Annotated in this window: 26 protein-coding genes; 15 read left to right on the forward strand and 11 right to left on the reverse strand. The window is 64.3% G+C overall.

Annotation, left to right across the window (positions count from 1 at the left end):
• The 3 genes from QQL28_RS26855 to QQL28_RS26865 form a co-directional block, all read right to left on the reverse strand.
• On the reverse strand, nucleotides 1–780 hold the full coding sequence (locus QQL28_RS26855; RefSeq protein ID WP_284270436.1) for a sulfite exporter TauE/SafE family protein: 780 nt from the start codon (nucleotides 778–780) through the stop codon (nucleotides 1–3).
• Between the two features lie 6 nt (nucleotides 781–786).
• Nucleotides 787–1,419 (reverse strand): TetR/AcrR family transcriptional regulator, encoded by a 633-nt coding sequence (locus QQL28_RS26860; protein WP_284270318.1) that lies wholly within the window; start codon nucleotides 1,417–1,419, stop codon nucleotides 787–789.
• Nucleotides 1,420–1,609: 190 nt separating this feature from the next.
• Complete coding sequence (locus tag QQL28_RS26865; protein ID WP_284270319.1) at nucleotides 1,610–1,981, reverse strand: tRNA-binding protein; 372 nt, start codon at nucleotides 1,979–1,981, stop codon at nucleotides 1,610–1,612.
• A 103-nt stretch (nucleotides 1,982–2,084) separates the two neighbouring features.
• Here QQL28_RS26865 and QQL28_RS26870 point away from each other — a divergent pair, with 103 nt between their 5' ends.
• Nucleotides 2,085–2,447: an ArsC family reductase gene (locus tag QQL28_RS26870; RefSeq protein ID WP_284270320.1), complete on the forward strand. Its 363-nt coding sequence runs from the start codon at nucleotides 2,085–2,087 to the stop codon at nucleotides 2,445–2,447.
• A gap of 1 nt (nucleotide 2,448) precedes the next feature.
• Here the strand turns inward: QQL28_RS26870 and QQL28_RS26875 are convergent, their stop codons facing one another.
• Complete coding sequence (locus QQL28_RS26875; RefSeq protein ID WP_284270322.1) at nucleotides 2,449–2,571, reverse strand: hypothetical protein; 123 nt, start codon at nucleotides 2,569–2,571, stop codon at nucleotides 2,449–2,451.
• Between the two features lie 330 nt (nucleotides 2,572–2,901).
• On the opposite strand from QQL28_RS26875, the gene QQL28_RS26880 reads away from it, so the two are divergent.
• The 7 genes from QQL28_RS26880 (at nucleotide 2,902) to QQL28_RS26910 (ending at nucleotide 9,392) form a co-directional block, all read left to right on the forward strand.
• Nucleotides 2,902–3,657 (forward strand): ABC transporter ATP-binding protein, encoded by a 756-nt coding sequence (locus QQL28_RS26880; protein ID WP_284270324.1) that lies wholly within the window; start codon nucleotides 2,902–2,904, stop codon nucleotides 3,655–3,657.
• Complete coding sequence (locus QQL28_RS26885; RefSeq protein ID WP_284270326.1) at nucleotides 3,650–4,399, forward strand: ABC transporter ATP-binding protein; 750 nt, start codon at nucleotides 3,650–3,652, stop codon at nucleotides 4,397–4,399. Before QQL28_RS26880 ends, QQL28_RS26885 begins: the two co-directional genes overlap by 8 nt.
• Before the next feature lie 36 nt (nucleotides 4,400–4,435).
• A complete protein-coding gene (locus QQL28_RS26890; RefSeq protein WP_284270328.1) occupies nucleotides 4,436–5,659 on the forward strand; it encodes an ABC transporter substrate-binding protein in 1,224 nt (407 codons plus the stop codon).
• Nucleotides 5,660–5,732: 73 nt separating this feature from the next.
• Complete coding sequence (locus QQL28_RS26895; protein ID WP_284270329.1) at nucleotides 5,733–6,602, forward strand: branched-chain amino acid ABC transporter permease; 870 nt, start codon at nucleotides 5,733–5,735, stop codon at nucleotides 6,600–6,602.
• 1 nt (nucleotide 6,603) lies between these two features.
• Nucleotides 6,604–7,572 carry a branched-chain amino acid ABC transporter permease gene (locus QQL28_RS26900; RefSeq protein ID WP_284270330.1) on the forward strand — a complete coding sequence of 323 codons (969 nt, stop codon included), beginning with the start codon at nucleotides 6,604–6,606 and terminating at the stop codon, nucleotides 7,570–7,572.
• Between the two features lie 155 nt (nucleotides 7,573–7,727).
• Nucleotides 7,728–8,372, forward strand: coding sequence for a DUF47 domain-containing protein (locus QQL28_RS26905; protein WP_284270331.1), 645 nt, complete (start codon nucleotides 7,728–7,730; stop codon nucleotides 8,370–8,372).
• Between the two features lie 15 nt (nucleotides 8,373–8,387).
• Nucleotides 8,388–9,392 carry an inorganic phosphate transporter gene (locus QQL28_RS26910; protein ID WP_284270332.1) on the forward strand — a complete coding sequence of 335 codons (1,005 nt, stop codon included), beginning with the start codon at nucleotides 8,388–8,390 and terminating at the stop codon, nucleotides 9,390–9,392.
• Here QQL28_RS26910 and sugE read toward each other — a convergent pair.
• Complete coding sequence (gene sugE / locus QQL28_RS26915; protein WP_284270333.1) at nucleotides 9,385–9,696, reverse strand: quaternary ammonium compound efflux SMR transporter SugE; 312 nt, start codon at nucleotides 9,694–9,696, stop codon at nucleotides 9,385–9,387. The genes QQL28_RS26910 and sugE overlap by 8 nt on opposite strands.
• A 157-nt stretch (nucleotides 9,697–9,853) precedes the next feature.
• Between sugE and QQL28_RS26920 the strand changes: the two genes are divergently transcribed.
• From QQL28_RS26920 to der, 7 genes are all read left to right on the forward strand, one after another.
• Nucleotides 9,854–11,473: a peptide chain release factor 3 gene (locus tag QQL28_RS26920; RefSeq protein ID WP_284270334.1), complete on the forward strand. Its 1,620-nt coding sequence runs from the start codon at nucleotides 9,854–9,856 to the stop codon at nucleotides 11,471–11,473.
• Between the two features lie 220 nt (nucleotides 11,474–11,693).
• A complete protein-coding gene (locus QQL28_RS26925; protein ID WP_284270335.1) occupies nucleotides 11,694–12,266 on the forward strand; it encodes a hypothetical protein in 573 nt (190 codons plus the stop codon).
• 77 nt (nucleotides 12,267–12,343) lie between these two features.
• Nucleotides 12,344–12,928, forward strand: coding sequence for an NnrU family protein (locus QQL28_RS26930; RefSeq protein WP_284270336.1), 585 nt, complete (start codon nucleotides 12,344–12,346; stop codon nucleotides 12,926–12,928).
• A 78-nt stretch (nucleotides 12,929–13,006) separates the two neighbouring features.
• Entirely contained in the window at nucleotides 13,007–14,602 is a 1,596-nt protein-coding gene (locus QQL28_RS26935) for a class I adenylate-forming enzyme family protein (RefSeq protein ID WP_284270337.1), read from the forward strand.
• 168 nt (nucleotides 14,603–14,770) lie between these two features.
• Nucleotides 14,771–15,424 carry a tetratricopeptide repeat protein gene (locus QQL28_RS26940; RefSeq protein ID WP_284270338.1) on the forward strand — a complete coding sequence of 218 codons (654 nt, stop codon included), beginning with the start codon at nucleotides 14,771–14,773 and terminating at the stop codon, nucleotides 15,422–15,424.
• A gap of 30 nt (nucleotides 15,425–15,454) precedes the next feature.
• Nucleotides 15,455–16,003, forward strand: coding sequence for a hypothetical protein (locus QQL28_RS26945; protein ID WP_284270339.1), 549 nt, complete (start codon nucleotides 15,455–15,457; stop codon nucleotides 16,001–16,003).
• 50 nt (nucleotides 16,004–16,053) lie between these two features.
• Nucleotides 16,054–17,436, forward strand: a complete 1,383-nt coding sequence (gene der, locus QQL28_RS26950) for a ribosome biogenesis GTPase Der (RefSeq protein ID WP_284270341.1) — start codon at nucleotides 16,054–16,056, stop codon at nucleotides 17,434–17,436.
• A gap of 90 nt (nucleotides 17,437–17,526) precedes the next feature.
• Here the strand turns inward: der and QQL28_RS26955 are convergent, their stop codons facing one another.
• The 6 genes from QQL28_RS26955 to QQL28_RS26980 form a co-directional block, all read right to left on the reverse strand.
• Nucleotides 17,527–18,753: an ABC transporter substrate-binding protein gene (locus QQL28_RS26955; RefSeq protein WP_284270342.1), complete on the reverse strand. Its 1,227-nt coding sequence runs from the start codon at nucleotides 18,751–18,753 to the stop codon at nucleotides 17,527–17,529.
• A 223-nt stretch (nucleotides 18,754–18,976) separates the two neighbouring features.
• The gene (locus QQL28_RS26960; protein ID WP_284270343.1) at nucleotides 18,977–19,717 is read right to left on the reverse strand and encodes an SDR family NAD(P)-dependent oxidoreductase; all 741 of its coding nucleotides are present in this window, start codon (nucleotides 19,715–19,717) and stop codon (nucleotides 18,977–18,979) included.
• Between the two features lie 160 nt (nucleotides 19,718–19,877).
• Nucleotides 19,878–21,389 carry an amidophosphoribosyltransferase gene (purF, locus tag QQL28_RS26965; RefSeq protein ID WP_284270438.1) on the reverse strand — a complete coding sequence of 504 codons (1,512 nt, stop codon included), beginning with the start codon at nucleotides 21,387–21,389 and terminating at the stop codon, nucleotides 19,878–19,880.
• Between the two features lie 31 nt (nucleotides 21,390–21,420).
• Nucleotides 21,421–22,050 (reverse strand): CvpA family protein, encoded by a 630-nt coding sequence (locus QQL28_RS26970; protein ID WP_284270344.1) that lies wholly within the window; start codon nucleotides 22,048–22,050, stop codon nucleotides 21,421–21,423.
• Between the two features lie 167 nt (nucleotides 22,051–22,217).
• Nucleotides 22,218–23,663, reverse strand: coding sequence for a DNA repair protein RadA (radA, locus tag QQL28_RS26975; RefSeq protein WP_284270345.1), 1,446 nt, complete (start codon nucleotides 23,661–23,663; stop codon nucleotides 22,218–22,220).
• A 19-nt stretch (nucleotides 23,664–23,682) separates the two neighbouring features.
• On the reverse strand, nucleotides 23,683–24,411 hold the full coding sequence (locus QQL28_RS26980; RefSeq protein WP_284270346.1) for a sulfite exporter TauE/SafE family protein: 729 nt from the start codon (nucleotides 24,409–24,411) through the stop codon (nucleotides 23,683–23,685).
• Between the last annotated feature and the right edge of the window lie 87 nt (nucleotides 24,412–24,498).

The following is a 24,498-nucleotide window of genomic DNA, read 5'->3' on the forward strand; positions in this document are numbered from 1 at the left end:
TCAGCTCAGCGCTTTGCAGGTCATGTACACCGCCATGAGCGAGACGAAACCGATCATCATCCGCCGCAGCACTGATTTGCTGACGCGGTTGGCCATGCGCGCGCCGAGATCCATGCCGACCCAGAGGCCGGCAAGGATGCCGATGACGGCCGGCCAGCCGACCACGAGGCCGTTGCTCCAGTAGATCCATGCCGGCGGAATGGTGGTGGGGATGACGGAGAAGATCAGGCTGACGAGTTGCGCCTGATGCTGCGGCACGCACAGGCCCGCGGCGAGCCCGACGGTGATCGCAAGTCCGCCGCCGATACCCATGAAGCCTGAGGAAAAGCCGGCGAGGGTGCCGACGAGGAGGAGAGGGAGCCACGGCAGCTCGCGCTGTTCCTTCTCGTCGTGACCTTTCTTGTGGTCGCGGCGCAGGACAAGGGCGGCGGTCAGCGCCGTGAGATAGACGACATAGGCCCATTGCAAAAAGCGGTCGGATACTGCGGCGGCGGCATAACCGCCGCTCACGCCGCCGATCAGAAATCCAATGCCGATCCAGACGATCCATTGCAGCGGGCTGCGGTTGCCGTTCTGCCAATAGCGCCGGATGCCGGCGAGTCCCGTCGGCGGTATCTGCGCGACCAGCGATGTCCCCTGGGCGACATGCTGCTCGGCGCCGAGCAGGAGCACCGAGAAGATCACGAGGCCGCCACCCGGGCTCACGCCGAGCAGGCCAGAGGTGAGACCGCCGGCCAGACCGACGCCGATGCCGGCGAGCAGCTCATATGCCGAGGACATCATCGCTCACGCCCTGGTCCGACGCCTGGTCTCCGCCCTGACCGGGCGAAAGCCGTCGAGCATGCGGCTGGCGGCGGCCGTGCACGCCTCCACATCGATGTCTTCGCCCCAGCATTTTTGCAGCACAAAACCCTGGAACATCGCGATCAGCGTGCGCGCGATCGCATCGGCGCTGACGTCGCGTTTGAAGACGCCGTCGTGCTGGGCCCGTTCGATCAGCGCGACGATGACCGCGCGTGGCATGTCGATGCCTTCAACGACGCTGGCGCGGACGCGGCGGTTACGCAGCGCCTCGGCCCAGCCGTGGATTCCGACGCGTCGGCGCGCCTCGCCTGCGGGATCGGTGAGCCATTGCGCATAGACGCGGACCAGCGCCTGCAACCGCTCAAGCGGATCGCCGGACCCTTGCGCGACCGAGTTGAGCACGGCCTCGCGGCGATGCCGGTCGTCGGCCAGCGCCTCGATGAGGTCGTCCTTGCTCTGGAAATAGAGGTAGACGGCGCCGTGGCTCAAGCCCGACCGTTTCACGATGTCGGCCATGCCGGTCTGGTGGAAGCCATTTTCGGAGAAGCAGGCGAGGGCAGCCTCGAGAATCTGCTGGCGCCGGCTTTCGCGCTGTTTTTCGCTGATCTTCGGCATCGCGGCTCGCTCGCAAAATAACTGACCAGATGATCGTTTTGCTTGGGATTTCTCTAACTTAAACACTGATATAAAAACCGATCAGTCAGTCATTTTTAACGTCGACGAACGGCGGCGTCAAGAGATCGGCCTGCCGTTGCTGGCGTGCCAGAAATCGAACGGCGCTACGATGTCTGACGGTCTGGGGCGGCTAGAACAGCCGGCCGCCGTTCGGCACGGCTTTGCTCGGCTGCATCAGCACGACCTTGCCCTCGGCGTCGGGGAAGCCGAGCGTCAACACCTCGGAAACGACCGGCCCGATCTGGCGCGGAGGAAAATTGACGACAGCCGCGACCTGCTGTCCCACCAGCGTTTCCAGCGGATGGTTTTCGGTGATCTGCGCCGAGCTCTTGCGCACGCCGATCACGGGGCCGAAGTCGATCCACAGCCGCCATGCCGGCTTGCGCGCTTCGGGGAACGGTTTTGCGTCAATGATGGTGCCGACGCGGATGTCGACCTTCAGAAACGTATCGAAGTCGATGGTCGGCGCAGCGGCGGCGGTGGAATCGTGATTGACGTGCATGGTGAAATCCGTGTGGCGAACTTGGGTGGTGAATATTGTGGGGCGCGCCGTAGTTTCGTACAACGCCGATCATCGTCACGCGACCCATGCATGAGGAGCGGCCTTGCCCACCACCATTTATGGCATCAAGAACTGCGACACCATGAAGAAGGCGCGCGCCTGGCTCGATTCCAACGGTGTGGCCTATGATTTCCACGACTACAAGGCCGTTGGCGTCGAGAAGGAAAAGCTCAAGGCGTGGAGCGACAAGGTCGGCTGGGAGACGCTGCTCAACCGCGCCGGCACCACCTTCAAGAAGCTACCCGAGGCCGACAAGGAAGGCCTCAACGAGAAGAAGGCGCTCGCCTTGATGCTGGCGCAACCCTCGATGATCAAGCGGCCCGTGCTCGAGATCGGCAGCAAGCTCCTGGTCGGATTCAAGCCGGATATCTACGCCAAGGACATCGGCGCCAGGCGCAAGGGCTAGTTCAGGGCGCGCGATCAAAGAGATCGTGGTCGATCGCCGCGCGCGGTTTCGGGTGCGACATCGCGTTATTTCCGCGCATCGGATTCTTGATCTCGAAGCCGCCGTCGTCGCTGATCGTCTTCACCTGATGCGATGACGTGGATGCGCGGGAAAATTTTCTATCGAGGGCTGGCCGAGCGCGCGAAAGACCGTTAACGACGGCCTGATGACCGATGCTTTGCAAGCGAGGTCATCGGGCAGGTGCGACATCAACGCCTTCGACTAAGGGAGCATCTATCCCGTAGTCGACGGCTCCGCCTGCTCCGCTTTCCGCCTTGCCTAACCCCCGTCACCTCCGGCATATTCCGCCGCCGGAGGCGGCGTTCCGGGAAGGGCTCCAAGGCTTCCGGAAAGCCGATAGCAATAAGCAAAGCCACGCGCGGCCAGCGCGTCGCGCGGGCAGGGGGAAATTTGTTTGGCCGATGAGTTCATTCTCGAAACGGAAGGGCTGACGAAGGAGTTCGCGGGATTCTTCGCCGTCCGCGATGTCGCCCTCAAGGTCCGCCGTGGGAGCATTCACGCGTTGATCGGTCCGAACGGGGCCGGGAAGACGACGTGCTTCAATCTCCTGACCAAGTTTCTCAGGCCCTCTGCCGGAAAAATCCTCTACAAGGGGCAGGACATCACCGCGATGGCGCCGGCCGACGTCGCACGCATGGGATTGGTGCGCTCGTTCCAGATCTCGGCGGTGTTTCCGCATCTCACTGCGCTCGAGAACGTGCGGGTCGCGTTGCAGCGCCAGCATGGCAGCTCGTTCGACTTCTGGCGCTCCAAGTCCGTGCTCAACCGCTTCAACCATCGCGCGCTGGAACTTCTGAACGATGTGGGCCTCAGCGAGTTTGCCAATACGCCGGCGGTCGAGATGCCCTATGGGCGCAAACGTGCGCTCGAGATTGCAACGACGCTCGCGCTCGACCCGGAAATGATGCTCCTGGACGAGCCGATGGCCGGCATGGGGCATGAGGACATCGACAAGATCGCGGCGCTGATCAAGCGCATCTCGGCGAAATACACCATCCTGATGGTCGAGCATAATCTGAGCGTGGTCGCCAATCTCTCCGACATCATCACCGTCCTGACGCGTGGACAGGTTCTGGCGCAAGGCCATTACTCCGATCTCTCCAAGGACGAGCGCGTCAAGGAAGCCTATCTGGGAGCCGGTCATGCCTGACACTGCGATCGCCGAGGCGCCGGCCAAGGCTGCAACGACCGGAGGTAACATCCTCCAGGTGCGCAACCTCGAAGCCTGGTACGGCGAGTCCCACATCCTGCACGGGATCAATTTCGACGTGAATGCAGGCGAGGTCGTCACGCTGCTCGGGCGCAACGGCGCCGGCAAGACGACCACGCTGAAGTCGATCATGGGCATCATCGGCAAGCGCGCCGGCTCGATTCGTTTCAACAACGAGGAGATCATCCGGGCGACCTCCGACAGGATCGCGCGCATGGGGATTGCCTTCTGCCCCGAGGAACGCGGCATCTTCGCAAGCCTTGACGTGCGGGAAAACCTGCTGCTGCCGCCGATCGTGCGGGCCGGGGGTCTGTCGCTCGACCAGATCTTCGAGCTGTTTCCGAACCTGAAGGAGCGCCTGAGCAGCCAGGGGACAAAGCTCTCCGGCGGCGAGCAGCAGATGCTGGCGATTGCGCGCATCCTGCGTACCGGCGCGAGCTTCCTGATGCTGGACGAGCCGACGGAGGGTCTTGCACCCGTCATCATCCAGCAGATCGGCCACACCATCGCGCGACTGAAGAAGGAGGGTTTTACCATCCTGCTGGTCGAGCAGAACTTCCGCTTCGCCTCGACCGTCGCCGATCGCTATTATGTCGTCGAGCACGGCAAGATCATTGACGGATTCTCCAATGCCGAGCTTGCCGCCAACATGGACAAGCTCCACGCCTATCTCGGCGTCTAGAACTGCCAACGAGAAACTTCAAAAAAGGAAAGTTGCATGAAGACCAGGTCGATTGCGTCATTTCTGCTCGGCACCGCGCTGTCGCTCACCGCGGTGGGCGCGGCTTGCGCACAGGACAAGGCCGTCAAGATCGGCGCGCTGTCTGATCAGTCCGGTCTCTACGCCGATCTCGGCGGCCCCGGCTCGACGCTGGCGGCGCAGATGGCGGTCGAAGACTCCGGCTTGGCTGCGAAGGGCTGGAAGATCGACATCATCTCCGGCGATCACCAGAACAAGCCCGACATCGGCACCGCGATCGCGCGGCAATGGTTCGACGTGGACAAGGTCGACGTCATCGTCGACGTGCCGAATTCCGGCGTGGCCCTTGCCGTCAACAACGTCATCAAGGAGAAGAACGGCGTCTACATCAATTCGGGCGCTGCGACCTCCGATCTTACCAACGCGCAGTGCTCGCCCAACACCGTGCACTGGACCTACGACACCTACATGCTCGCCCACACCACGGGCCAAGCGCTGGTGAAGGCCGGCGGCGACACCTGGTTCTTCCTCACCGCAGACTACGCTTTCGGCGCGGCGCTCGAGCGCGACACCACGGCGGTCGTGCAGGCCAATGGCGGCAAGGTCGTCGGCGGCGTCAAGCACCCGCTCAACACGCCGGACTTCTCCTCCTTCCTGCTCCAGGCGCAGTCGTCCAAGGCCAAGATCATCGGCCTTGCCAATGCCGGCGGCGATACCACCAACACCATCAAGCAGGCAGCCGAGTTCGGCATCACCAAGGGGGGGCAGAAGCTCGCGGCGCTGCTTCTGTTCCTCACCGACATCAAGGCGATCGGGCTCGAGACCGCGCAGGGCCTCAACTTCACCGAGACCTTCTACTGGGACATGAACGACCAGACCCGCGCCTTCTCCAAGCGTTTTGCCGCGAAGATGAAGAACGGCGCGCCGCCGACCATGGTGCAGGCGGGCGTCTATGCGGGCCTGCGTCATTACTTCAAGGCGCTGGAAGCGCTCGGCGGCAATCCGCATGATGGCGTCAAGGTCGTCGAGAAGATGAAGTCGATGCCGACCGAGGACGACCTGTTCGGCAAGGGCGAGATCCAGCCGAACGGCCGCACCATCCACAACGCCTATCTGTTCGAGGTGAAGAAGCCCTCCGAATCGAAGGCGCCGTGGGACTTCTACAAGCTGGTCGGCACGGTGCCGGGCGATCAGGCCTTCACGCCGCTGTCCGAAAGCAAGTGCGCGCTGTTGAAGAAGTAATAAGCAACAACGGTTCGCCGGCCATCGCCGGCGAACCACATGAGGAACGCTGAAGGGACTGGGTGCGAGATCGATGCAGGCTCTCTATGCACAGCTACTGGTGGGACTGATCAACGGCTCGTTCTACGCGCTGCTCAGCCTCGGGCTTGCCGTGATCTTCGGCATGCTGAACATCATCAATTTCGCCCATGGCGCGCTCTACATGATGGGCGCGTTCGTCGCGTATTTCCTGCTGAACAACGACTACCTCAGTATCGGCTACTGGCCCGCGTTGATCATCGCGCCGATCGTGGTCGGCATCTTCGGCATGATCCTGGAGCGGACCATGCTGCAATGGCTGACCGGGCTCGACCATCTCTATGGCCTGCTGCTGACGTTTGGCCTGGCCCTGATCATCCAGGGCGTGTTCCAGAACTACTTCGGCTCGTCCGGTCTGCCCTATGCCATTCCCGACCAGCTCAAGGGCGGCATGAATCTCGGCTTCATGTTCTTACCCATCTACCGCGGCTGGGTGGTGGTCTTCTCGCTGGTGGTGTGCCTTGCGACCTGGTTCCTGATCGAGAAGACCCAGCTCGGCGCCTACTTGCGCGCCGCGACTGAAAATCCGACGCTGGTGCGCGCCTTCGGCATCAACGTGCCGCGCATGATCACGCTGACCTACGGCCTCGGCGTCGGCCTTGCCGCGCTTGCCGGCGTGCTCTCCGCGCCGATCAACCAGGTGCGGCCGCTGATGGGCGCCGACCTCATCATCGTGGTGTTCGCGGTGGTGGTGATCGGCGGCATGGGATCGATCATGGGCTCGATCATCACCGGCTTCGCGCTCGGGGTGATCGAAGGCCTGACCAAGTATTTTTACCCCGAGGCCTCCAACACCGTCGTGTTCGTGCTGATGGTGCTGGTGCTGCTTGTGAAGCCGACGGGACTGACGGGAAGGGCGGCCTGATATGACAGCCTTGACAGACGACACCCTGCCTGTGACCGCGCGCGCGATGCGCGACGAGATGATCGTGTTCGTGTTCGTGGCGCTGGCTCTGGCCGCCGTGCCGTTCACGGGCATCTATCCGTTCTTCGTGATGCAGGCGCTGTGCTTCGCGCTGCTCGCCTGCGCCTTCAACCTGCTGATCGGCTATGGCGGTCTGTTGTCGTTCGGCCACGCGATGTTCCTCGGCACCGCCGGCTATTGCAGCGCGCATGCGCTGAAGGTGTGGGCGCTGCCGCCGGAGCTCGGTATCCTCGCCGGCGTTGCGGCAGCCTTCGTGCTCTCGATCGTGACCGGCTACATCTCGATCCGCCGCCAGGGCATCTACTTCTCGATGATCACGCTGGCGCTGTCGCAACTCCTCTATTTCATTTACTTGCAGGCGCCGTTCACGCATGGCGAAGACGGCATTCAGGGTATTCCGCAGGGCCATCTGTTCGGGATCTTCGATCTTTCCAAGCCCACGGTGCTCTACTACGTCGTGCTGGTCGGTTTCCTCGCCGGCTTCCTCTTGATCTACCGCATCATCAACTCGCCCTTCGGCGAGGTCTTGAAGTCGATCCGCGAGAATGAGCAGCGCGCGATCTCGCTCGGCTACCGCACCGATCAGTACAAGCTGCTGGCCTTCATCCTCTCGGGCACGCTGGCCGGCTTTGCGGGCTCGCTGAAGGTGTTCGTGGCGCAGAACGCCTCGCTCACCGACGTGCACTGGTCGATGTCCGGTGAGGTCGTGCTGATGACGCTGGTCGGCGGCCTCGGCACCATTTTCGGGCCCGTGGTCGGCGCCTTCGTGATCATCGCCATGCAGCAGTACCTGGCGAGCTACGGCCAGTGGGTGACGGTGATTCAGGGCGCGATCTTCGTGATCTGCGTGCTCACCTTCCGCCGCGGCGTTGTCGGCGAAATCGCACATTACTTCCGGAGATCTCTGTAAGTCTCTGATCTTGATGCGGTTTCTTTGGTTCCTGAAAGTGGTGGATGAATTGCTTCAGGCGGCGTGACGTGGCACGCGCGCGGCCTGAAAATGGTCTATGACAGTTGGGTGACAGTCCTTCCGGACCGGCCAATCTCAACCCGGCAGTTTTCCCCATGATACGTTGGTTTCGTGCCTTTCTCCCCAAGGAGGAACGGTTCTTCGACCTGTTCGACCGCCATGCCCAGACCGTGATCCAGGGCTCGATCGCGCTTCAGGGCATGCTGAACGGCGGCGAGGAGACGCCGGTCTATTGCCAGCGCGTCAACCAGTTCGAGAACGATGCCGACAACATCACGCGCGAGGTGCTGACCGCGGTGCGCCGCACCTTCATCACCCCGTTCGACCGCGGCGACATCAAGAACCTGATCACCTCGATGGACGACGCCATCGACCAGATGCAGCAGACCGCCAAGGCGGTGATGCTGTTCGAGGTCCGCACCTTCGAGCCGCCAATGCGCGAGATCGGCGGGCTTCTGATCGAGTGCGCCAACCTGGTGGGGCGTGCGCTGCCACTGCTTCAGGAGATCGGCAAGAACGTCGCCATGCTGACCGCGATCACGGAAGAGCTGACCAAGCTGGAGGGACGGGTCGACGATCTCCATGACATCGGGCTGAAGGAGCTCTTCCTGAAGCACCGCGACGGCAACGCGATGGATTTCATCGTGGGCGTCGAGATCTACGACCATCTCGAGAAAGTCGCGGACCGCTTCGACGATGTCGCGAACGAGATCAACAGCATCGTCATCGAGCAGGTCTAGGGCAGGGGCTGCGCCGTGGATGCCGTGTTGGGTCTTCCCGTCCTGGTCGGATTGATCGCCGTCGCGCTGCTGTTCGACTTCCTGAACGGCCTGCACGACGCCGCCAATTCGATCGCCACCATCGTCTCAACCCGCGTGCTGCGGCCGCAATTCGCGGTGTTCTGGGCGGCGTTCTTCAATTTCGTCGCCTTCCTGGTGTTCGGCCTGCACGTCGCCCAAACCATCGGCACTGGCATCATCGATCCCGCGGTCGTCGACGCACAGGTGATATTCGCGGCGCTCGTCGGCGCGATCGTCTGGAACCTCGTCACCTGGGCACTCGGCATTCCCTCCTCGTCGTCGCACGCGTTGATCGGCGGTCTCGTCGGCGGCGGCATGGCCAAGGCCGGGATCTCGGCAGCAGTCTGGAGCGGATTGTCGAAGACCGTGCTGGCGATCGTGCTGTCGCCGCTGGTCGGCTTCCTGCTCGCGATGATGCTGGTTGCGATCGTCTCCTGGGCCTCGGTGCGCTCGACGCCGTTCGCCGTCGACCGCGCCTTCCGCATCCTGCAATTCGCCTCCGCCTCGCTCTATTCGCTCGGGCATGGCGGCAATGACGCCCAGAAGACCATGGGCATCATCGCCGTGCTCCTGTATTCGCAGGGCCATCTCGGCGGTGAATTCTCCGTGCCGTTCTGGGTGGTCTTGTCCTGCCAGGCCGCCATGGCGATGGGAACGCTGATGGGCGGCTGGCGGATCGTCCGCACCATGGGCCTGCGCATCACCAAGCTGACGCCGATGCAGGGGTTTTGTGCCGAGACCGGCGGTGCCGCAACCCTGTTCATGGCGACCTTCCTCGGCGTTCCCGTTTCGACCACCCACACCATCACCGGCGCGATCGTCGGTGTCGGCGCCGCCCGCCGCGTCTCGGCGGTGCGCTGGAACGTGGCGAGCTCGATCGTCTACGCCTGGGTGATCACGATACCGGCGTCCGCGATCGTCGCCGCGCTGTCCTGGTGGGCAGTGCAGTTTTTCAAGTAACGAGCTTCAGCCCGACAATGCCGCCGACGATCAGCCCAATGCTGACGAGGCGCAGTGCCGTGGCCGGCTCGCCGAACAGGATGATCCCCAGCGCGGCGGTTCCGACCGCGCCGATCCCGGTCCAGACCGCATAAGCGGTTCCAATCGGCAGCGATTTGAGGGCAAGCCCAAGCATGACGCTTCCGGCCATGGCAGCAAGGGTGAGCACCGATGGAACCAGCTTGGTGAAACCCTCGGTGTATTTGAGGCCAATCGCCCAGGCGACCTCCAGGAGACCGGCGACGAACAATATGGACCAAGCCATGACGACCCTCCGTTCAAGGCAGGGTCGTCCCCGCGGGCAATTGCTTATGGAAGGGGAAGGTCGTCCTTCCCACCACCGATATGGGGGTGGTCACAGGGCTCCGCAATCACCACATGAGGCTTGATCAGCCTCGTTTTCCCTGCCAAACGCTCCCGCCATGTCCGACATCGCCATTACAGCCGAATCGCCGGCCCGTTCCCCGCTTGCCGTTGAAGTGGCGCGGCGGCGGACCTTTGCGATCATCTCCCACCCGGACGCCGGCAAGACCACGCTGACGGAAAAGCTGCTGCTGTTCGGCGGCGCCATCAATCTGGCCGGCCAGGTCAAGGCCAAGGGCGAACGGCGCAACACGCGCTCGGACTGGATGAAGATCGAGCGCGAGCGCGGCATCTCCGTCGTCACCTCGGTCATGACGTTCGAGTTCGAAGGCCTGGTGTTCAATCTCCTGGACACGCCCGGCCATGAGGACTTTTCGGAAGACACTTATCGCACGCTGACGGCGGTCGACTCCGCCGTGATGGTGATCGACGCCGCCAAGGGCATCGAGGCGCGCACGCGAAAACTGTTCGAGGTCTGTCGCCTGCGCGACATCCCGATCATCACCTTCATCAACAAGATGGACCGTGAGAGCCGCGACGTTTTCGAGCTTCTGGACGAGATCGAGAAGACGCTGGCGCTCGACACCACGCCGATGACGTGGCCGGTCGGTCGCGGCCGCGACTTCCTCGGCACCTATGACGTCGCCAACGGCGGCGTGCGCCTGCTCGAAGGCGGTGGCGCCAAGACCGGCGCCGCGCAGCAGATCGAGATCGCCGAACTGGCCAAGCTCAACGCCAATCTCGATGTGTCGGCGGTGAAGGACGAACTCGAGCTCGTCACCGAGGCTTCCAAGCCATTCGAGCTTGGGGCGTTTCGCGAGGGCCATCTGACGCCGGTCTATTTCGGCAGCGCGCTGCGCAATTTCGGCGTCGGCGACCTCCTGGAAGGCCTCGGCAAGTTCGCACCCGAGCCGCGCGCGCAGGAAAGCGACCAGCGCAAGGTCGAAGCAACCGATCCGCGCATGAGCGCCTTCGTGTTCAAGATCCAGGCGAACATGGATCCGAACCATCGCGACCGCATCGCATTCGCGCGGCTGTGTTCGGGCAAGCTCAGCCGCGGCATGAAGGCCAAGCTCGTGCGCACCGGCAAGAGCATGCCGCTGTCGAGCCCGCAATTCTTCTTCGCGCAGGACCGTTCGGTTGCGGACGAAGCCTTCGCCGGCGACGTCGTCGGCATTCCCAATCACGGTACCTTGCGCATCGGCGACACGCTGACGGAAGGTGAGGATTTCACCTTCGTCGGTGTGCCGAGCTTTGCGCCGGAAATCGTCCGCCGCGTGCGTCTCACCGACGCGATGAAGGCGAAGAAGCTGAAGGAAGCGCTTCAACAGATGTCGGAAGAGGGCGTGGTGCAGGTGTTCCGTCCGCGCGACGGCGCACCGGCGCTCGTCGGCGTCGTGGGCGCGTTGCAGCTCGACGTGCTGAAGGCGCGGCTCGAGGCGGAATATTCGTTGCCGGTCGAGTTCGAGGTGAGCGAATTCCAGCTTGCGCGTTGGGTCTCCTCGAATGATCGTAAGAAGCTCGACACCTTCATCGCCGCCAACACCTCCAGCATCGCAGACGATGTCGATGGCGACCCCGTGTATTTAGCCCGGAACGAATTCTATCTCGGCTATACAAGGGAACGCGCCGAGGGAATCGAGTTCGCCAATGTCAAGGACGTGAAGAAGAAGGGGTAAATCGCCCGTCCCCTTTCTCCGCCGTCATGCCCCGCGAAGGCGGGGTGTCCAGTACGCCGCGGCCTCTCGATTTCAATCTCGCCGTCTCTGGAATACCGCGTCGCCCGGGCAAGCCGGGCGACGACGCCGGTGCTTGAACGCGCGCATGTGAACGGACGCTCACTTGACCTGTGCGCGGCCGATGCCACGTTTGCCGATGTAGCATTGCGGTTTCCTGGTCATGTGGCGCTGCATCCTCGTTCTGCTCCTGATGACGGCGCTGCCGGTCTCTGCCGACGCGCGGCGCCGGCACTTTGAGCCGATTCAGTTCGAGCCGATTCCGTTCTCATACGAGCCGTGCGGCGGACCATTTCAGGGTCCCTGCATCACCGAGATACCCTTTCCGTTCGGCGAGACGCTCCAGGTCACGGTCGAGACCGTTCCATCGCAAGCCGACAGCGCGAAGTACCAAAAGCCGGATCATGATCTCGACACGATCGGTGACCTCATGGCCGAGCTGCGCTCGTGCTGGTCGCCACCCTCAGTCGATAGTGCGCGGGAGGGTATGCAGATGTCGGTGCGCTTCAGCCTCAACAGGTCGGGCAGCCTGATCGGCCCGCCGCGCCTGACCTTTGCGACGGCGGGCGCGCCCGCGGACACGCGAACCACGTACCTCGATGCCATTAACGCGTCGCTGAACGCCTGCCTGCCGCTGAGGCTCACCAACGGCTTTGCCGGCGCGCTGGCCGGACGGCCGATCGCGATCCGCTATGTCGACAATCGCGAGCTGAGGAAACCCGGGACGCAGCAGTGATCCGCGAATGACGCATTGCGGGCGGCAGGCTTGAAGTGATACCCGGTAGAGGGGGCGCTCGTTAAGGGGAGGATGCCGTGGGCTTGTTGGTGATGATCCTGGGGCTCGCGTTGTTTTTCGCGGCCCACATCTTCACGACGAAACGCGAGGCGCGCGCGCAGGCGATCGCGCGGCTGGGCGAGGGCACCTACAAGATCCTCTATGCGGTGGTCTCGCTGGCCGGCCTTGCCCTGATCGTCTGGGGTTTTGGCCACTATCGCGCCAGCGGCTGGATCGACATCTGGTATCCGCCGAAGGCGATGAAGCACATCACGGTCGCGCTGATGCTGCCGGCTGTGATCCTGGTGGTGGCGTCCTACATCCGCGGCCGCATCTATGCGACGCTGAAGCACCCGATGCTGGCAGGCATCAAGCTGTGGGCAGCGGCGCATCTATTGGCCAATGGCGATCTCGGCTCCATCATCCTGTTCGGGTCGTTCCTGGGCTGGGCAGTGTATGACCGGATCTCGCTGAAGCATCGCAAGGATGCCGGCGCCCCGCCGATTCCGGTTGGCGGCACCTCCAACGATCTGATCGCTGTCGCAGTCGGTGTCGTCGCCTATCTGGCGCTTGCCTTTGCCTTCCATCCCGTCGTGATCGGCGTTCCCGTGATGGGAGCCTAGAGCCAGCCGATCAGCGCAAGACAGAAGCGGCTGTCCGTGCAGGGAAGGTGACAAGAACAACAAGCCGGGAGCATCCCGATGGATTGGTGGCAATCGCAGATTCCGCCGATGCGGCTGGAGGCACGTTTCGGAGATCGCGTCGTGCCGGCGTTCGCAGACCGTCCCAAAAACATCTGGGAGATGGTGTTGAGCGCTGCGTCGCGAAATCCAGACGGCGATGCGCTCATCTGCGGCGAGCGTCGCCTGCGATGGCGCGACGTTGTGCCCCAGGCGGCGCAAGTTTCAGCGGGGTTGCGCAACAAGGGGCTGCAACATGGTGACCGTATTGCGCTCCTACTCGGCAATCGGATCGAGTTCGTGTTGTCAATGCTTGCTGCCGCTCACCTTGGGTTAGTGACGGTGCTGCTCTCGAAGCGACAGCAGAAGCCTGAAATCGCCTATGTGCTAGCCGATTGTGGCGCGAAGCTCTTGCTTTTCGAAGCGGCGCTCGCTGATCGGCTGCCCGATGCCGATGACGTGCCGGATCTCAAACATCGGATCGCTGTGGACGACGATGCGATGCTTTCGGAGTTTCTCGAGTTTGCAGATTGGGCGCCGCTCGAAGAGACCACCGACGTGGACGAAGAGCACACCGCGATGATCCTCTACACCTCCGGCACCACCGGCAGGCCGAAGGGCGCGATGCTGGCCCATTGCAACATCGTCCATTCCTCGATGGTCTTCGTGTCCTGCCTAAAGCTCACGGCGGCCGATCGGTCGATCGCGGCGGTGCCGCTTAGCCACGTCACCGGCATCGTCGCCAACATCACGACGATGGTGCGCTGCGCCGGCACACTGATCATCATGCCCGAGTTCAGGGCGTCCGACTATCTCAAGCTCGCCGCACGCGAGCGCGTCACCTACACGGTGATGGTGCCGGCAATGTACAATCTCTGCCTGCTCCAGCCGGACTTCGACAGCTATGACCTCTCGAGCTGGCGTATCGGCGGCTTCGGCGGCGCGCCGATGCCGATCGCGACCATCGAGAAGCTCGACGAAAAGATTCCCGGCCTGAAGCTGATGAACTGCTATGGCGCAACAGAGACCACATCGCCGTCGACGATCATGCCGGGCGAGCTCACGGCACGCCACATCGACAGCGTCGGCTTGCCCTGTCCCGGTGCGCGGATCGTCGCAGTTGACGCGGATGGGCGCGAGCTGCCGCGTGGCGAGATCGGCGAGCTCTGGATCGCAAGCGCGTCCGTGATCAAGGGCTACTGGAATAATCCGAAGGCGACTGCCGAGAGCTTTACCGGCGGCTTCTGGCACTCCGGCGATCTCGGTTCGGTCGATACCGACGGCTTCGTCCGCGTGTTCGACCGCCAGAAGGACATGATCAACCGCGGCGGCCTGAAGATCTATTCCGCCGAGGTGGAATCCGTGCTGGCCGGACATCCGGCCGTGGTCGAGAGCGCGATCATCGCAAAACCGTGCCCGGTGCTCGGCGAGCGCGTCCATGCTGTCGTCGTCACGCGCGAGGCGGTCGGGGACGAGGCGCTGCGTGCCTGGTGCGCCGAGCGGCTGTCCGATTACAAGGTGCCGGAGACGATTGTCCTCACCTCCGAGCCGCTGCCGCGCAACGCCAATGGCAAGGTGCTCAAGCGACAGTTGCGGGAGACACTGGCCGCCCTCTGAGGCCGGCGGAACCGAGAAGGCCTCTGGGTGAAGGGTTAACGCCTTGATCGGGCTCGCTTCGCCTTGCCACCGCCATATCGATAGCGTATCGCAGCCGCGACGCGGGGACGGGATTCCTGACGCGAACGCTACGGCGCGCGCTCCCGGCCGGGCATGGGATTGGCATAAGTGTCTGAATTATTTGACGAAGTCGACGAGGAAGTACGTCGCGAACAGCTCAAAAAGCTGTGGGACAAGTATTCGATCTACTTCATCGCCCTGATGGTGCTGATCGTGGCCGCGGTCGGTGGCTGGCGCGGCTATCAGTACCTGGAGGCCCAGAAGGCCGCCGAAGCCGGCGCCGCCTTCGAAAAGGCCGTGGAACTATCCGAGCAGAACAAGCACGCCGAGGCCGAGGCGGCCTTCACCGAGCTCGCGGTCAAGGCTCCACGGGGCTATCGCACGCTGGCGCGCCTGCGCGCCGCAGCCGAGGCCGCCGCACGCGACCCCAAGGCGGCCGTGAAGATGTATGACGATATCGCGGCTGACAGCAGCGCTGGTGCCGAACTGCAGGCGCTCGCAAAGCTTCGCGCCGGCGGCCTTCTGATCGACACGGCGGCCTATGCGGACATCCAGCAGCGGCTGGAGGCATCCGCCGCGGCCGGCTCGACCTTCCGCCATAGCGCGCGTGAAATGCTGGCCCTGTCGGCCTGGCGCAATGGCGATGCGGCCACCGCGCGCAAATGGCTGGATGCGATTGCGGAGGATGGTGAAACCCCGCCGGGCCTGCGCTCGCGCGCCGAGGCCTTGCAGGCTCTGCTGCCGCCGGTCGCCAAGAGCTGACGATCCGAGATAGCTGGACGAGACTTTGAGATGCGCCGTACGCAACGTTTGATCGCAGCTACTGTTCTGATCGCCTTCTCAGGCCTCCTGGGCGGCTGCTCGAGCGGCGGATTCGATCCGAGCGACCTCATGGACTGGCTCGACACCAAGAAGAAGTTGCCGGGCGATCGCAAGCCGGTCTTCCCCGAGGGCGTGCCGGGCCTGGAGCAGGGCGTGCCGAGGGACCTCTACAAGGGCGCACAGCAGCAACCGGACCAGCAGAATGCGGACGCCGCGGCTGCCGCAGCACCGCCGCCCGAGCCGCCGAAATCCGGCAAGGCCGCGAAGTCGAAGAAGACCAAGCAGCCGGCAGCTGCCGCCGCTGCGCCGGCTGGCGAAGTCGACGGCGAGGCCCAGCCGGAGGCGGCGCCGCCCACCGCGGCACCGGCGCCGAAGCAGAAGATCGTCCGCAAGCGCACCACCGCGCCGCCGCCGGATCAGGATCAGACCGCCCAGCCCGCGCAATCGACCCAGACCACGCAGCAGCAGTCGCAGGGAGCTTTCCCGGCGCCGATGCCGAGCGGCAGCTTCACCCGCTGATATTTTTCACTGCATTGACAGGCGCAGCCCCGGCAGCGCACGAATGACCCATGTCCTTTACGATCGCCATCATCGGCCGGCCCAATGTCGGAAAATCGACGCTGTTCAACCGCCTGGTGGGACAGAAGCTCGCGCTCGTCGATGACCTGCCCGGGGTGACCCGTGACCGCCGCGAGGGCGATGCAAAGCTCGGCGATCTCGCATTCACCATCATCGACACGGCCGGTCTCGACGAAGGCGCCAAGGGTTCGCTGACCGCGCGGATGCAGGAACAGACCGAAACCGCGATCGCGCAAGCCGACGCGCTGTTCTTCGTCATCGACGCGCGCGTCGGCCTCACGCCGACCGATCGCGCCTTTGCCGATTTCGCGCGCCGCGCCAACAAGCCGGTACTGCTGGTCGCCAACAAGAGCGAGGGCAAGCACGGCGATGCCGGCGCGATGGAAGCCTTTGCGCTGGGCCTCGGCGATCCCATCCAGATTTCCGCCGAGCACGGCGAGGGTATGGGCGAGCTCTACGATGCCCTGAGCAGCCTGATGCCGGAGCCGCCCGAGGAGGAGGAGGCCGAGGACGAGGAGGAGCTGTCCGAGGAGGAGGCCGCCAGGCGTCCGATCCGGGTTGCGATCGTCGGCCGCCCAAATGCCGGCAAGTCGACGCTGATCAACCATCTGCTCGGCGAGGAGCGCCTCCTGACCAGCCCGGAGGCGGGTACCACGCGCGACTCGATCGCGGTCGAGATCAACTGGAAGGGGCGCGATTTCCGCGTGTTCGATACCGCGGGCCTGCGCCGCCGCTCGCGCATCGAGGAGAAGCTGGAGAAGCTCTCGGTCGCCGATGCCTTGCGCGCCGTGCGCTTTGCCGAAGTCGTCGTGCTGATGATGGACGCGCAGCACCGCTTCGAGGAGCAGGATCTGCGCATCGCCGACCTGATCGAGCGCGAGGGCCGCGCCGTCGTGCTGGCGGTCAACAAATGGGACCTGATGGAGAGCAGGGGCGGCGGCGCGATCTCCAACCTGCGCCGCGATGCCGACCACTGGCTACCGCAGGTCAAGGGCGTGCCGATCGTCGCCGTCTCTGGCCTGATGGGGGAAGGCATCGACCGCCTGATGCAGGCGATCCAGGACGCCTATGCGGTATGGAACAGGCGCGTGCCGACGTCGGCGCTGAACCGCTGGTTCGAGCAGGCGGTCCAGGCCAACCCGCCGCCGGCGGTTTCGGGGCGCAGGCTGAAGCTCAACTACATCACCCAGACCAAGGCGCGCCCGCCGAGCTTCGTGCTGTTCTGCTCGCGCGCCGACGCCGTGCCGCAGGCCTATCTGCGCTATCTCACCAATTCCATGCGCGACGCCTTCGAGCTGCCGGGCACGCCGGTACGGATCACGCTGCGCGAGAAGGCCAATCCGTTTGCGCATAAGCGCAAGCGGCCGTCGTGAGTACATAGCTGCAGGCGCGTTGTCCAAAATGTCGATGCCCGGGACGAGCCCGGGCACGACGTCGTGGAGACATGCGCGATCGCTACGCGGTTACTTCTTCACCAGCGGACACTCACTCGCCTCGAGCGGCTTGGCTGCGTCTTCCGGTGCGATGGTGGCGACCAGCTTGTAATAGTCCCACGGGCCCTTCGACTCTTCCGGCTTCTTCACCTCGAACAGATAGGCCGGGATGAGGCGGCGGCCGTCGGCGCGCAGCGGGCCCTTGCCGAACAGCGGATCATCCGTCGGCAGCTCCTTCATCTTGGCGACGACCTTGGCGCCATCGTGCGGATTGCTGCCGAGCGCGTCCATCGCCTTCAGATAATGCAGGATTTCCGCATAGAGTCCTGCGACCGTCATCGAGGGCATCGCGCCCTTCGGCGAGACTTTCTGGAAGCGCTTCGACCATTCGCGGGTCTGGTCGTTGAGGTCCCAGTAGAAGGACTCGGTGAAGGTGAGGCCCTGCGCGGTTTTCAGGCCGAGCGAGTGCACGTCGTTGATGAACAGCAGGAGTGCGGCGAGCTTCTGGCCGCCGGAGACGATGCCGAACTCGGCAGCCTGCTTGATCGCGTTGGTGGTGTCGCCGCCGGCATTGGCGAGCCCGATGATCTTGGCTTTCGACGACTGCGCCTGCAGCAGGAAGGAGGAGAAGTCGGACGAGTTGAGCGGATGCTTGACGCCGCCGAGCACCTTGCCACCCGTGGCGGTGACAACGTTGCTGGTGTCACGCTCCAGCGCATGGCCGAAGGCGTAGTCCGCCGTGAGGAAGAACCAGGTATCGCCGCCCGCTTTCGTCAGCGCCTTGCCGGTGCCGTTGGCGAGCATGTAGGTGTCGTAAGTGAAGGAGATCGTATTGGGGGTGCAGGCCTTGCCGGTGAGGTCGGCGGTGGCCGCGCCCGAATTGAGCAGCACCGAATTCTTTTCCTTGACGAGGTTGCTCACTGCAAGCGCGACGCCCGAGCTTGGCGTATCCGCGATGGCGTCGACCTTGTCGGCATCGATCCATTGCCTTGCGATGTTGACGCCGACGTCCGGCTTGTTCTGGTGATCGCCCGAGACGACGTCGATCGTCCAGCCCTTGGCTTTCATCCCGGAATCCTCGATCGCCATCTTTACGGCGGCGACCGAGTTCGGCCCGCCGATGTCGGCATAGAGGCTCGACATGTCGTTGAGCACGCCGATCTTGATGGTCTTGTCTTGGGCGGAAGCCGAGGTGGCAAAGCCGAGGCCGGCACAGGTCAACAGCGCGGCATAGCGCCACGCGCGCAAATTCTTCATCGTATTCCCTCCAATTGTTGATGCCGGGGCGGCCCTCTTGGATGGGGCTTTTGACCATCGGCGCGATCGGTCACGATCTTGATGTTCCCGATAGCGTGTCCTGATGCTTGCGGCAATGCGCTAATCGTAGCGGTCCGGGCGATCGGTTAACCCGGTCGTCCCATGCTGACTTAAATTTCATCAATCCGCCGCGTGACCGCCTGGCGGCCAGCATGCGCGGGTGTCAGGCCGGCGGGCGGAAGCTCATCAGGGTGCGCGACTTGTAGTCGTAGAATTTGCCGGTTTCGGCCCAATCCGGCGCGCACATCGGCACGATGAATTCGGCAACCTGCTCGGGCGTGTCGAGCGTCGAGGGATCCTCGCCCGGCATCAGGGTTGCGCGCATCCGGGTGCGGATCGGCCCTGGATTGAACAGGTTGACGCGCAGCTTCGTGCTCGCGGTTTCCTGTGCCCAGGCGCGCGCCAGCGTTTCCAGCGCGGCCTTGGAGGCGGCGTAGGGGCCGACATAGGCGGTCGCCTTGTTGGCTGCGCCCGAGGTGATGAACACCGCGCGGCCGGCGTCGGATTGTTTCAGCAGCGGCTCCATGCAGCGGATCAGCTGGAAATTCGCGGACACGTTGATCGCCATCACATCGGTGAAGGTCTTTAGCTCGATATGGCCGAGCGGCGAGGAGGGGCCGAGCACGCCGGCATTGCCGACGAGAATGTCGAGCTTGCCGTGGCGTTCATGCAGCGCGGCGCCGAGCCGCGCGATACCGTCGAAGTCGGTAAGGTTGAGCGGCACCAGCGTGGCGTTGCCGCCTGCTTTCCGGATCTCGTCGTCGAGCTCTTCCAGGCCGCCCTGCGTGCGCGCGACCGCGACGATGTGCGCACCGGCTTTCGCCAGCGCGATTGCGGTGGCGTAGCCGATGCCGCGCGAGGCGCCGGTGACGAGAGCGATGCGATTGGCGAGGCGGGTTGTCATTTGAACAGCTCTATCAAGCGTCGTCCCGGCGAAGGCCGGGACCCATACGCCGTGACGGCGATGATTGGATTAAGAAGGTCGTGGCGAACCTTCTTCGAACCACGCAGACTTGTGGTTGGGTCCCGGCCTTCGCCGGGACGACCAAATCAAGGCGACCAACTTAACTCGCCTCCGCCAGCAGCGACAACTGCCGCGGCTGCTGCTCGGTCTGGGTCTGGTCGGTGAGATGCGTCGGATAGGCGCCGGTAAAGCAGTGATCCGAAAACTTCGGATTGGCCGGGTCGCGGCCGGGCTCGCCCATCGCGCGGTACATGCCGTCGATCGACAGGAAGGCGAGCGAGTCCGCGCCGATGATCTCGCGCATCTCTTCGAGCGAGTGCGTCGCCGCGAGCAGGCCGCCGCGATCGGGCAGGTCGATGCCGTAGTAATCGGGATAGAGGATCGGGGGCGAGGCGAGACGGAAGTGCACTTCGGTCGCGCCCGCGTCGCGCATCATGCGCACGATCTTCTTCGAGGTGGTGCCGCGCACGAGCGAGTCGTCGATCAGGATGATGCGCTTGCCTTCGATCGCGGCGCGGTTCGCCGAATGCTTCATGCGCACGCCGGATTCGCGGATCGCCTGCGTCGGCTGGATGAAGGTGCGGCCGACATAGTGGTTGCGGATGATGCCGAGCTCGAACGGCACGCCGGAGAACTGGCTGTAGCCGACCGCCGCGGGCACGCCGGAATCCGGCACCGGCACCACCACGTCGACCGGCACGTGGCTTTCCCTGGCGAGCTGCGCGCCAAACGCCTTGCGCACCTCGTAGACCGAGCGGCCGTGGACGATGGAATCCGGACGGGAGAAATAGATGTATTCGAAGATGCAGGGCCGCGGCGCCGTCGGCGGGAACGGCTTGTGGACGTCCTGGCCGTTCTCGTCGAACACGATGACTTCGCCGGGCTCGATGTCGCGCACGAAGCGTGCGCCGATGATGTCGAGCGCGCAGGTCTCCGACGTCAGGATCGGGCAGCCGTCGAGTTCGCCGAGCACCAGAGGCCGGATGCCGCGCGGATCGCGCGCGCCGACCAGTTTCTTGTTGGTCAGCGAGACCAGCGCATAGGCGCCTTCAATCTCGCGCAGTGCGTCGATATAGCGTTCGATGAAGCGGGCGCGCTTGGATCGCGCGACAAGATGCAGGATCACCTCGGTGTCGGTGGTCGACTGCATCATCGCGCCGTTCTTGACGAGCTCGCGGCGCAGCGTCAGGCCGTTGGTGAGGTTGCCGTTATGGGCGACCGCAAGGCCGCCGGCATTCAGCTCGGCGAACAGCGGCTGCACGTTGCGCAGGATCGTGGCGCCGGTCGTGGAGTAGCGGACATGGCCGACCGCGACACTGCCAGGCAGGCGGTCGATCACCTCGCGGCGGGAGAAGGTGTCGCCGACGAGACCGAGGCGGCGTTCGCTATGAAATCTGCTGCCGTCGTAAGATACTATACCCGCGGCTTCCTGGCCGCGGTGCTGAAGGGCGTGGAGGCCGAGGGCGGTGATGGCGGCGGCGTCGGGATGGCCGTAAATGCCGAACACGCCGCATTCCTCGCGCAGCGTATCCCCCTCGAGATCGTCCTGAAGCTCGAGCCCGGCCGGGGGGAGGTCGAGATCAAGCTGGGCGTGCCAGTCGGGGTTTTGCATCTCGTCCATCGCGCCTCTCTTCGGGCTCAATTCAACGTGCCGCGGGTTTCTCGATCAGCTTCTTGAGGCTGTCACGAGCCGGTTTACTGTAGCCGTCGCTGCCGCCCGCAGGCGGCTGCTCGGTATCAGCTTGATCATCATCTGGTTTGTTTTTCTTGAATCTCTTCAAGATGGTGTTCTCGGGGTCATCCGGCAAGAGCGACATCAGCCAATCCCCGGTTCCCTGCAAGACCACCCGGGATTTGGCGCCCGTCACCCAGTCCGGGCGCTGCTTGTCCGGGACCAGCCAGGTGAAGAACAGGAAGGCGACCACGACGATCAGGAGGCCGCGGGCAAGGCCGAACAGGAAGCCCAGGGTGCGGTCCAGGGCGCCGATCCGGGAATCCAGGATCATGTCGGAGATCCGGACCGTAATCACGGAGACCACGATCAGCGTTCCCACGAACACGCCGGCCACGACCACGACGCTCGCGACCGTGTCGTTGTTGAAGTAGGTCTTGGCGGTCGGCAGCAGCTTCGAGAATGAATAAAGCGTCACGATTGCCGCCGCGCCCCAGGCCGCGATCGACAGGATTTCGCGCATGAAGCCGCGGACCATGGCAAGCAGGCCCGAGATCAACATCACACCGAGCAGGATCAGATCGAGGAGTGTAATCGGCATCGGCTGGTCTGGTCCGCTCGTACTCTCAAAGGTGCTCAGCGAATCGGTGTTTTGGCCGCCGCCCTAAGTGAGGGGCAGACGGTGCTCCCGGCAAGTGCGGAACCACGCGATCCCATGCTGCTTTGTGACGGCTGTATAGCGGCGGGGCCGGGGATCGTCACCTCCAGCTAGCCTTCTCCACGGCGGAATCTGGCGGGTGTGGCATTTTTCTCGGGCGTGCCTGCGGATTCGCCCCGGCGGGAGCCGCGGGCGGCGATCTCGGCGACCAGCGTGGTCAGGCTGTTCACGGCGTTGAGCGACAGCCCGGCGTCGCCGCCGGCCTCGCCCCGGGCCGATTCCGGCAGCACGGCGCGGCTGAAGCCGAGCTTTGCGGCCTCCTTGAGCCGCGCGGGGGTCTGGGCCACCGGCCGCACCACGCCGGAGAGCGAAATCTCGCCGAAATACACGGCATCGGTGGGTAACTGCGCGTTAACCAGGGAGGATACCAGCGCTGCCGCGGCGGCGAGGTCGGCGGCCGGCTCGTGGATGCGCAGGCCCCCTGCGACGTTCAGGTAGACGTCGTGGCCGGACAGCTTGACCCCGCAATGGGCCTCCAGCACCGCCAGCACCATGGACAGCCGGCTCGGGTCCCAGCCGACCACGGCACGACGCGGGGTGCCGAGCGAGGTCGGCGCCACCAGGGCCTGCAATTCGACCAGCACGGGGCGGGTGCCCTCGATCCCTGCGAACACGGCGGTGCCGGGGGTGCCGAGGTCGCGCTCGGACAGGAACAGCTCTGAGGGGTTGGTGACCTCGCGAAGGCCGAGGCCGGTCATCTCGAACACACCGATCTCGTCGGTCGGCCCAAAACGGTTCTTCACGGCGCGCAAGATTCGAAATTGCTGCGAGCCTTCGCCCTCGAAGGACAGAACGGCGTCCACCATGTGCTCGACGACGCGGGGGCCGGCGATCTGGCCGTCCTTGGTGACGTGGCCGACCAGGATGATGGCGGCTCCCGTCTTCTTGGCGAAGCGGATCAGGGCCTGCGCGGAGGCGCGCACCTGTGTCACCGTGCCGGGCGCGGACTCGACCGTGTCGGTCCACATGGTCTGGATCGAGTCGATCACGATCAGGCGGGGGACCGCTCCTTCCGACAGCGTCGAGATGATGTCCTCGACCGACGTCTCCGCGGCCAGCTGCACCGGCGCGTCCGACAGCCCGAGCCGTTCGGCGCGCAAGCGCACCTGCGCGATCGCCTCTTCGCCGGAGATGTAGACGATGCGGTGGCCGGCGCGGGCCAGCAGGCTGGTGGCCTGGGTCAGCAGCGTTGATTTGCCGATGCCGGGATCACCGCCGACCAGCAGCACCGAGCCGCGCACGAAGCCGCCACCGGTGACGCGGTCGAGCTCAGTCATCCCCGAGGACAGACGAGGGGCGTCTGGGCTTTTCCCGGCGAGGCTCTCCAGCGCGAAGGTGCGCCCCTTGCGCTTGGAGCGGATCGACACCGGTACGTTGCCGGTCGCGTCCTCCTCGGCCAGCGTGTTCCACTCGCCGCAGGCCTCGCACTTGCCCTGCCAGCGGTTATAGGCCGCGCCGCAGTTCTGGCAGACAAAGGAGAGCGTGGATTTGGCCATGGGGACTGGTGAATCGGTGTCAGGAGGATTGCGTGGCGTTCCATAGCATGGAGAGCCCCGCCGCGACCATGATGGCGTCCATCACCATGCGGAATACGTCCGGCTTCATGTGCAGCACGAAGCGCTTGGCGATGAACGCGCCGAACATCAGCGAGGAGCCTGCGATGAGGCCTTTGATCGCGACATCACCGGTCAGCGCGCCGAAGCGTTCGAAGGTCACGGATTTCGACAGGTAAAGGCCGAGCGAGGAGGCGGCTTCGGTCGCGAGGAAGGCGCCCTTGGTGAGGCCGTAGAACAGAAACAGTGGCACGCTGAGCGGGCCCGTCGAGACCACGATGCCGGTGAGATAGCCGATGGCCGCGCCACCGATCGCCAGATGCCAGAGATTGGCTTTCAGATCGTGCCGCGCGAGCCAGTGCCGCGCCGGCACCATCGCGATCAGGAAGACGCCGATCGCGATATCTACGGCGTGCGAGGGCAGCGCCAGCAGCGTCCGTGCGCCGAGCGCTGCGGCGGGAATGCCGGTGATGGAATAGGCCGCGCACGCCTTCCAGTCGACCTCGCGCCACCAGGCGAGGATTCGCGACAGGTTCGCCATCACGGCGGCGACCGCCATGATCGGCACCGCTTCCTTCGGCCCATATTCATAGACCAGCACCGGCATCAGCATGATCGACGACCCCGTGCCGACGATGCCGGAAATGGTGCCGGCGATCAGGCCGACGACGAGGACGAACAGGAAGGCCAAGGGGAGGCTCCGGGAATCGGGGGAGTGTAGCCGGGGGCGTTCCTGTGGGCGAATGCGCAATGGTGGAAGCGTGGGTGCTGCTGTGCA

The organism is Bradyrhizobium iriomotense (assembly GCF_030160715.1).
GTDB lineage: Bacteria > Pseudomonadota > Alphaproteobacteria > Rhizobiales > Xanthobacteraceae > Bradyrhizobium > Bradyrhizobium iriomotense.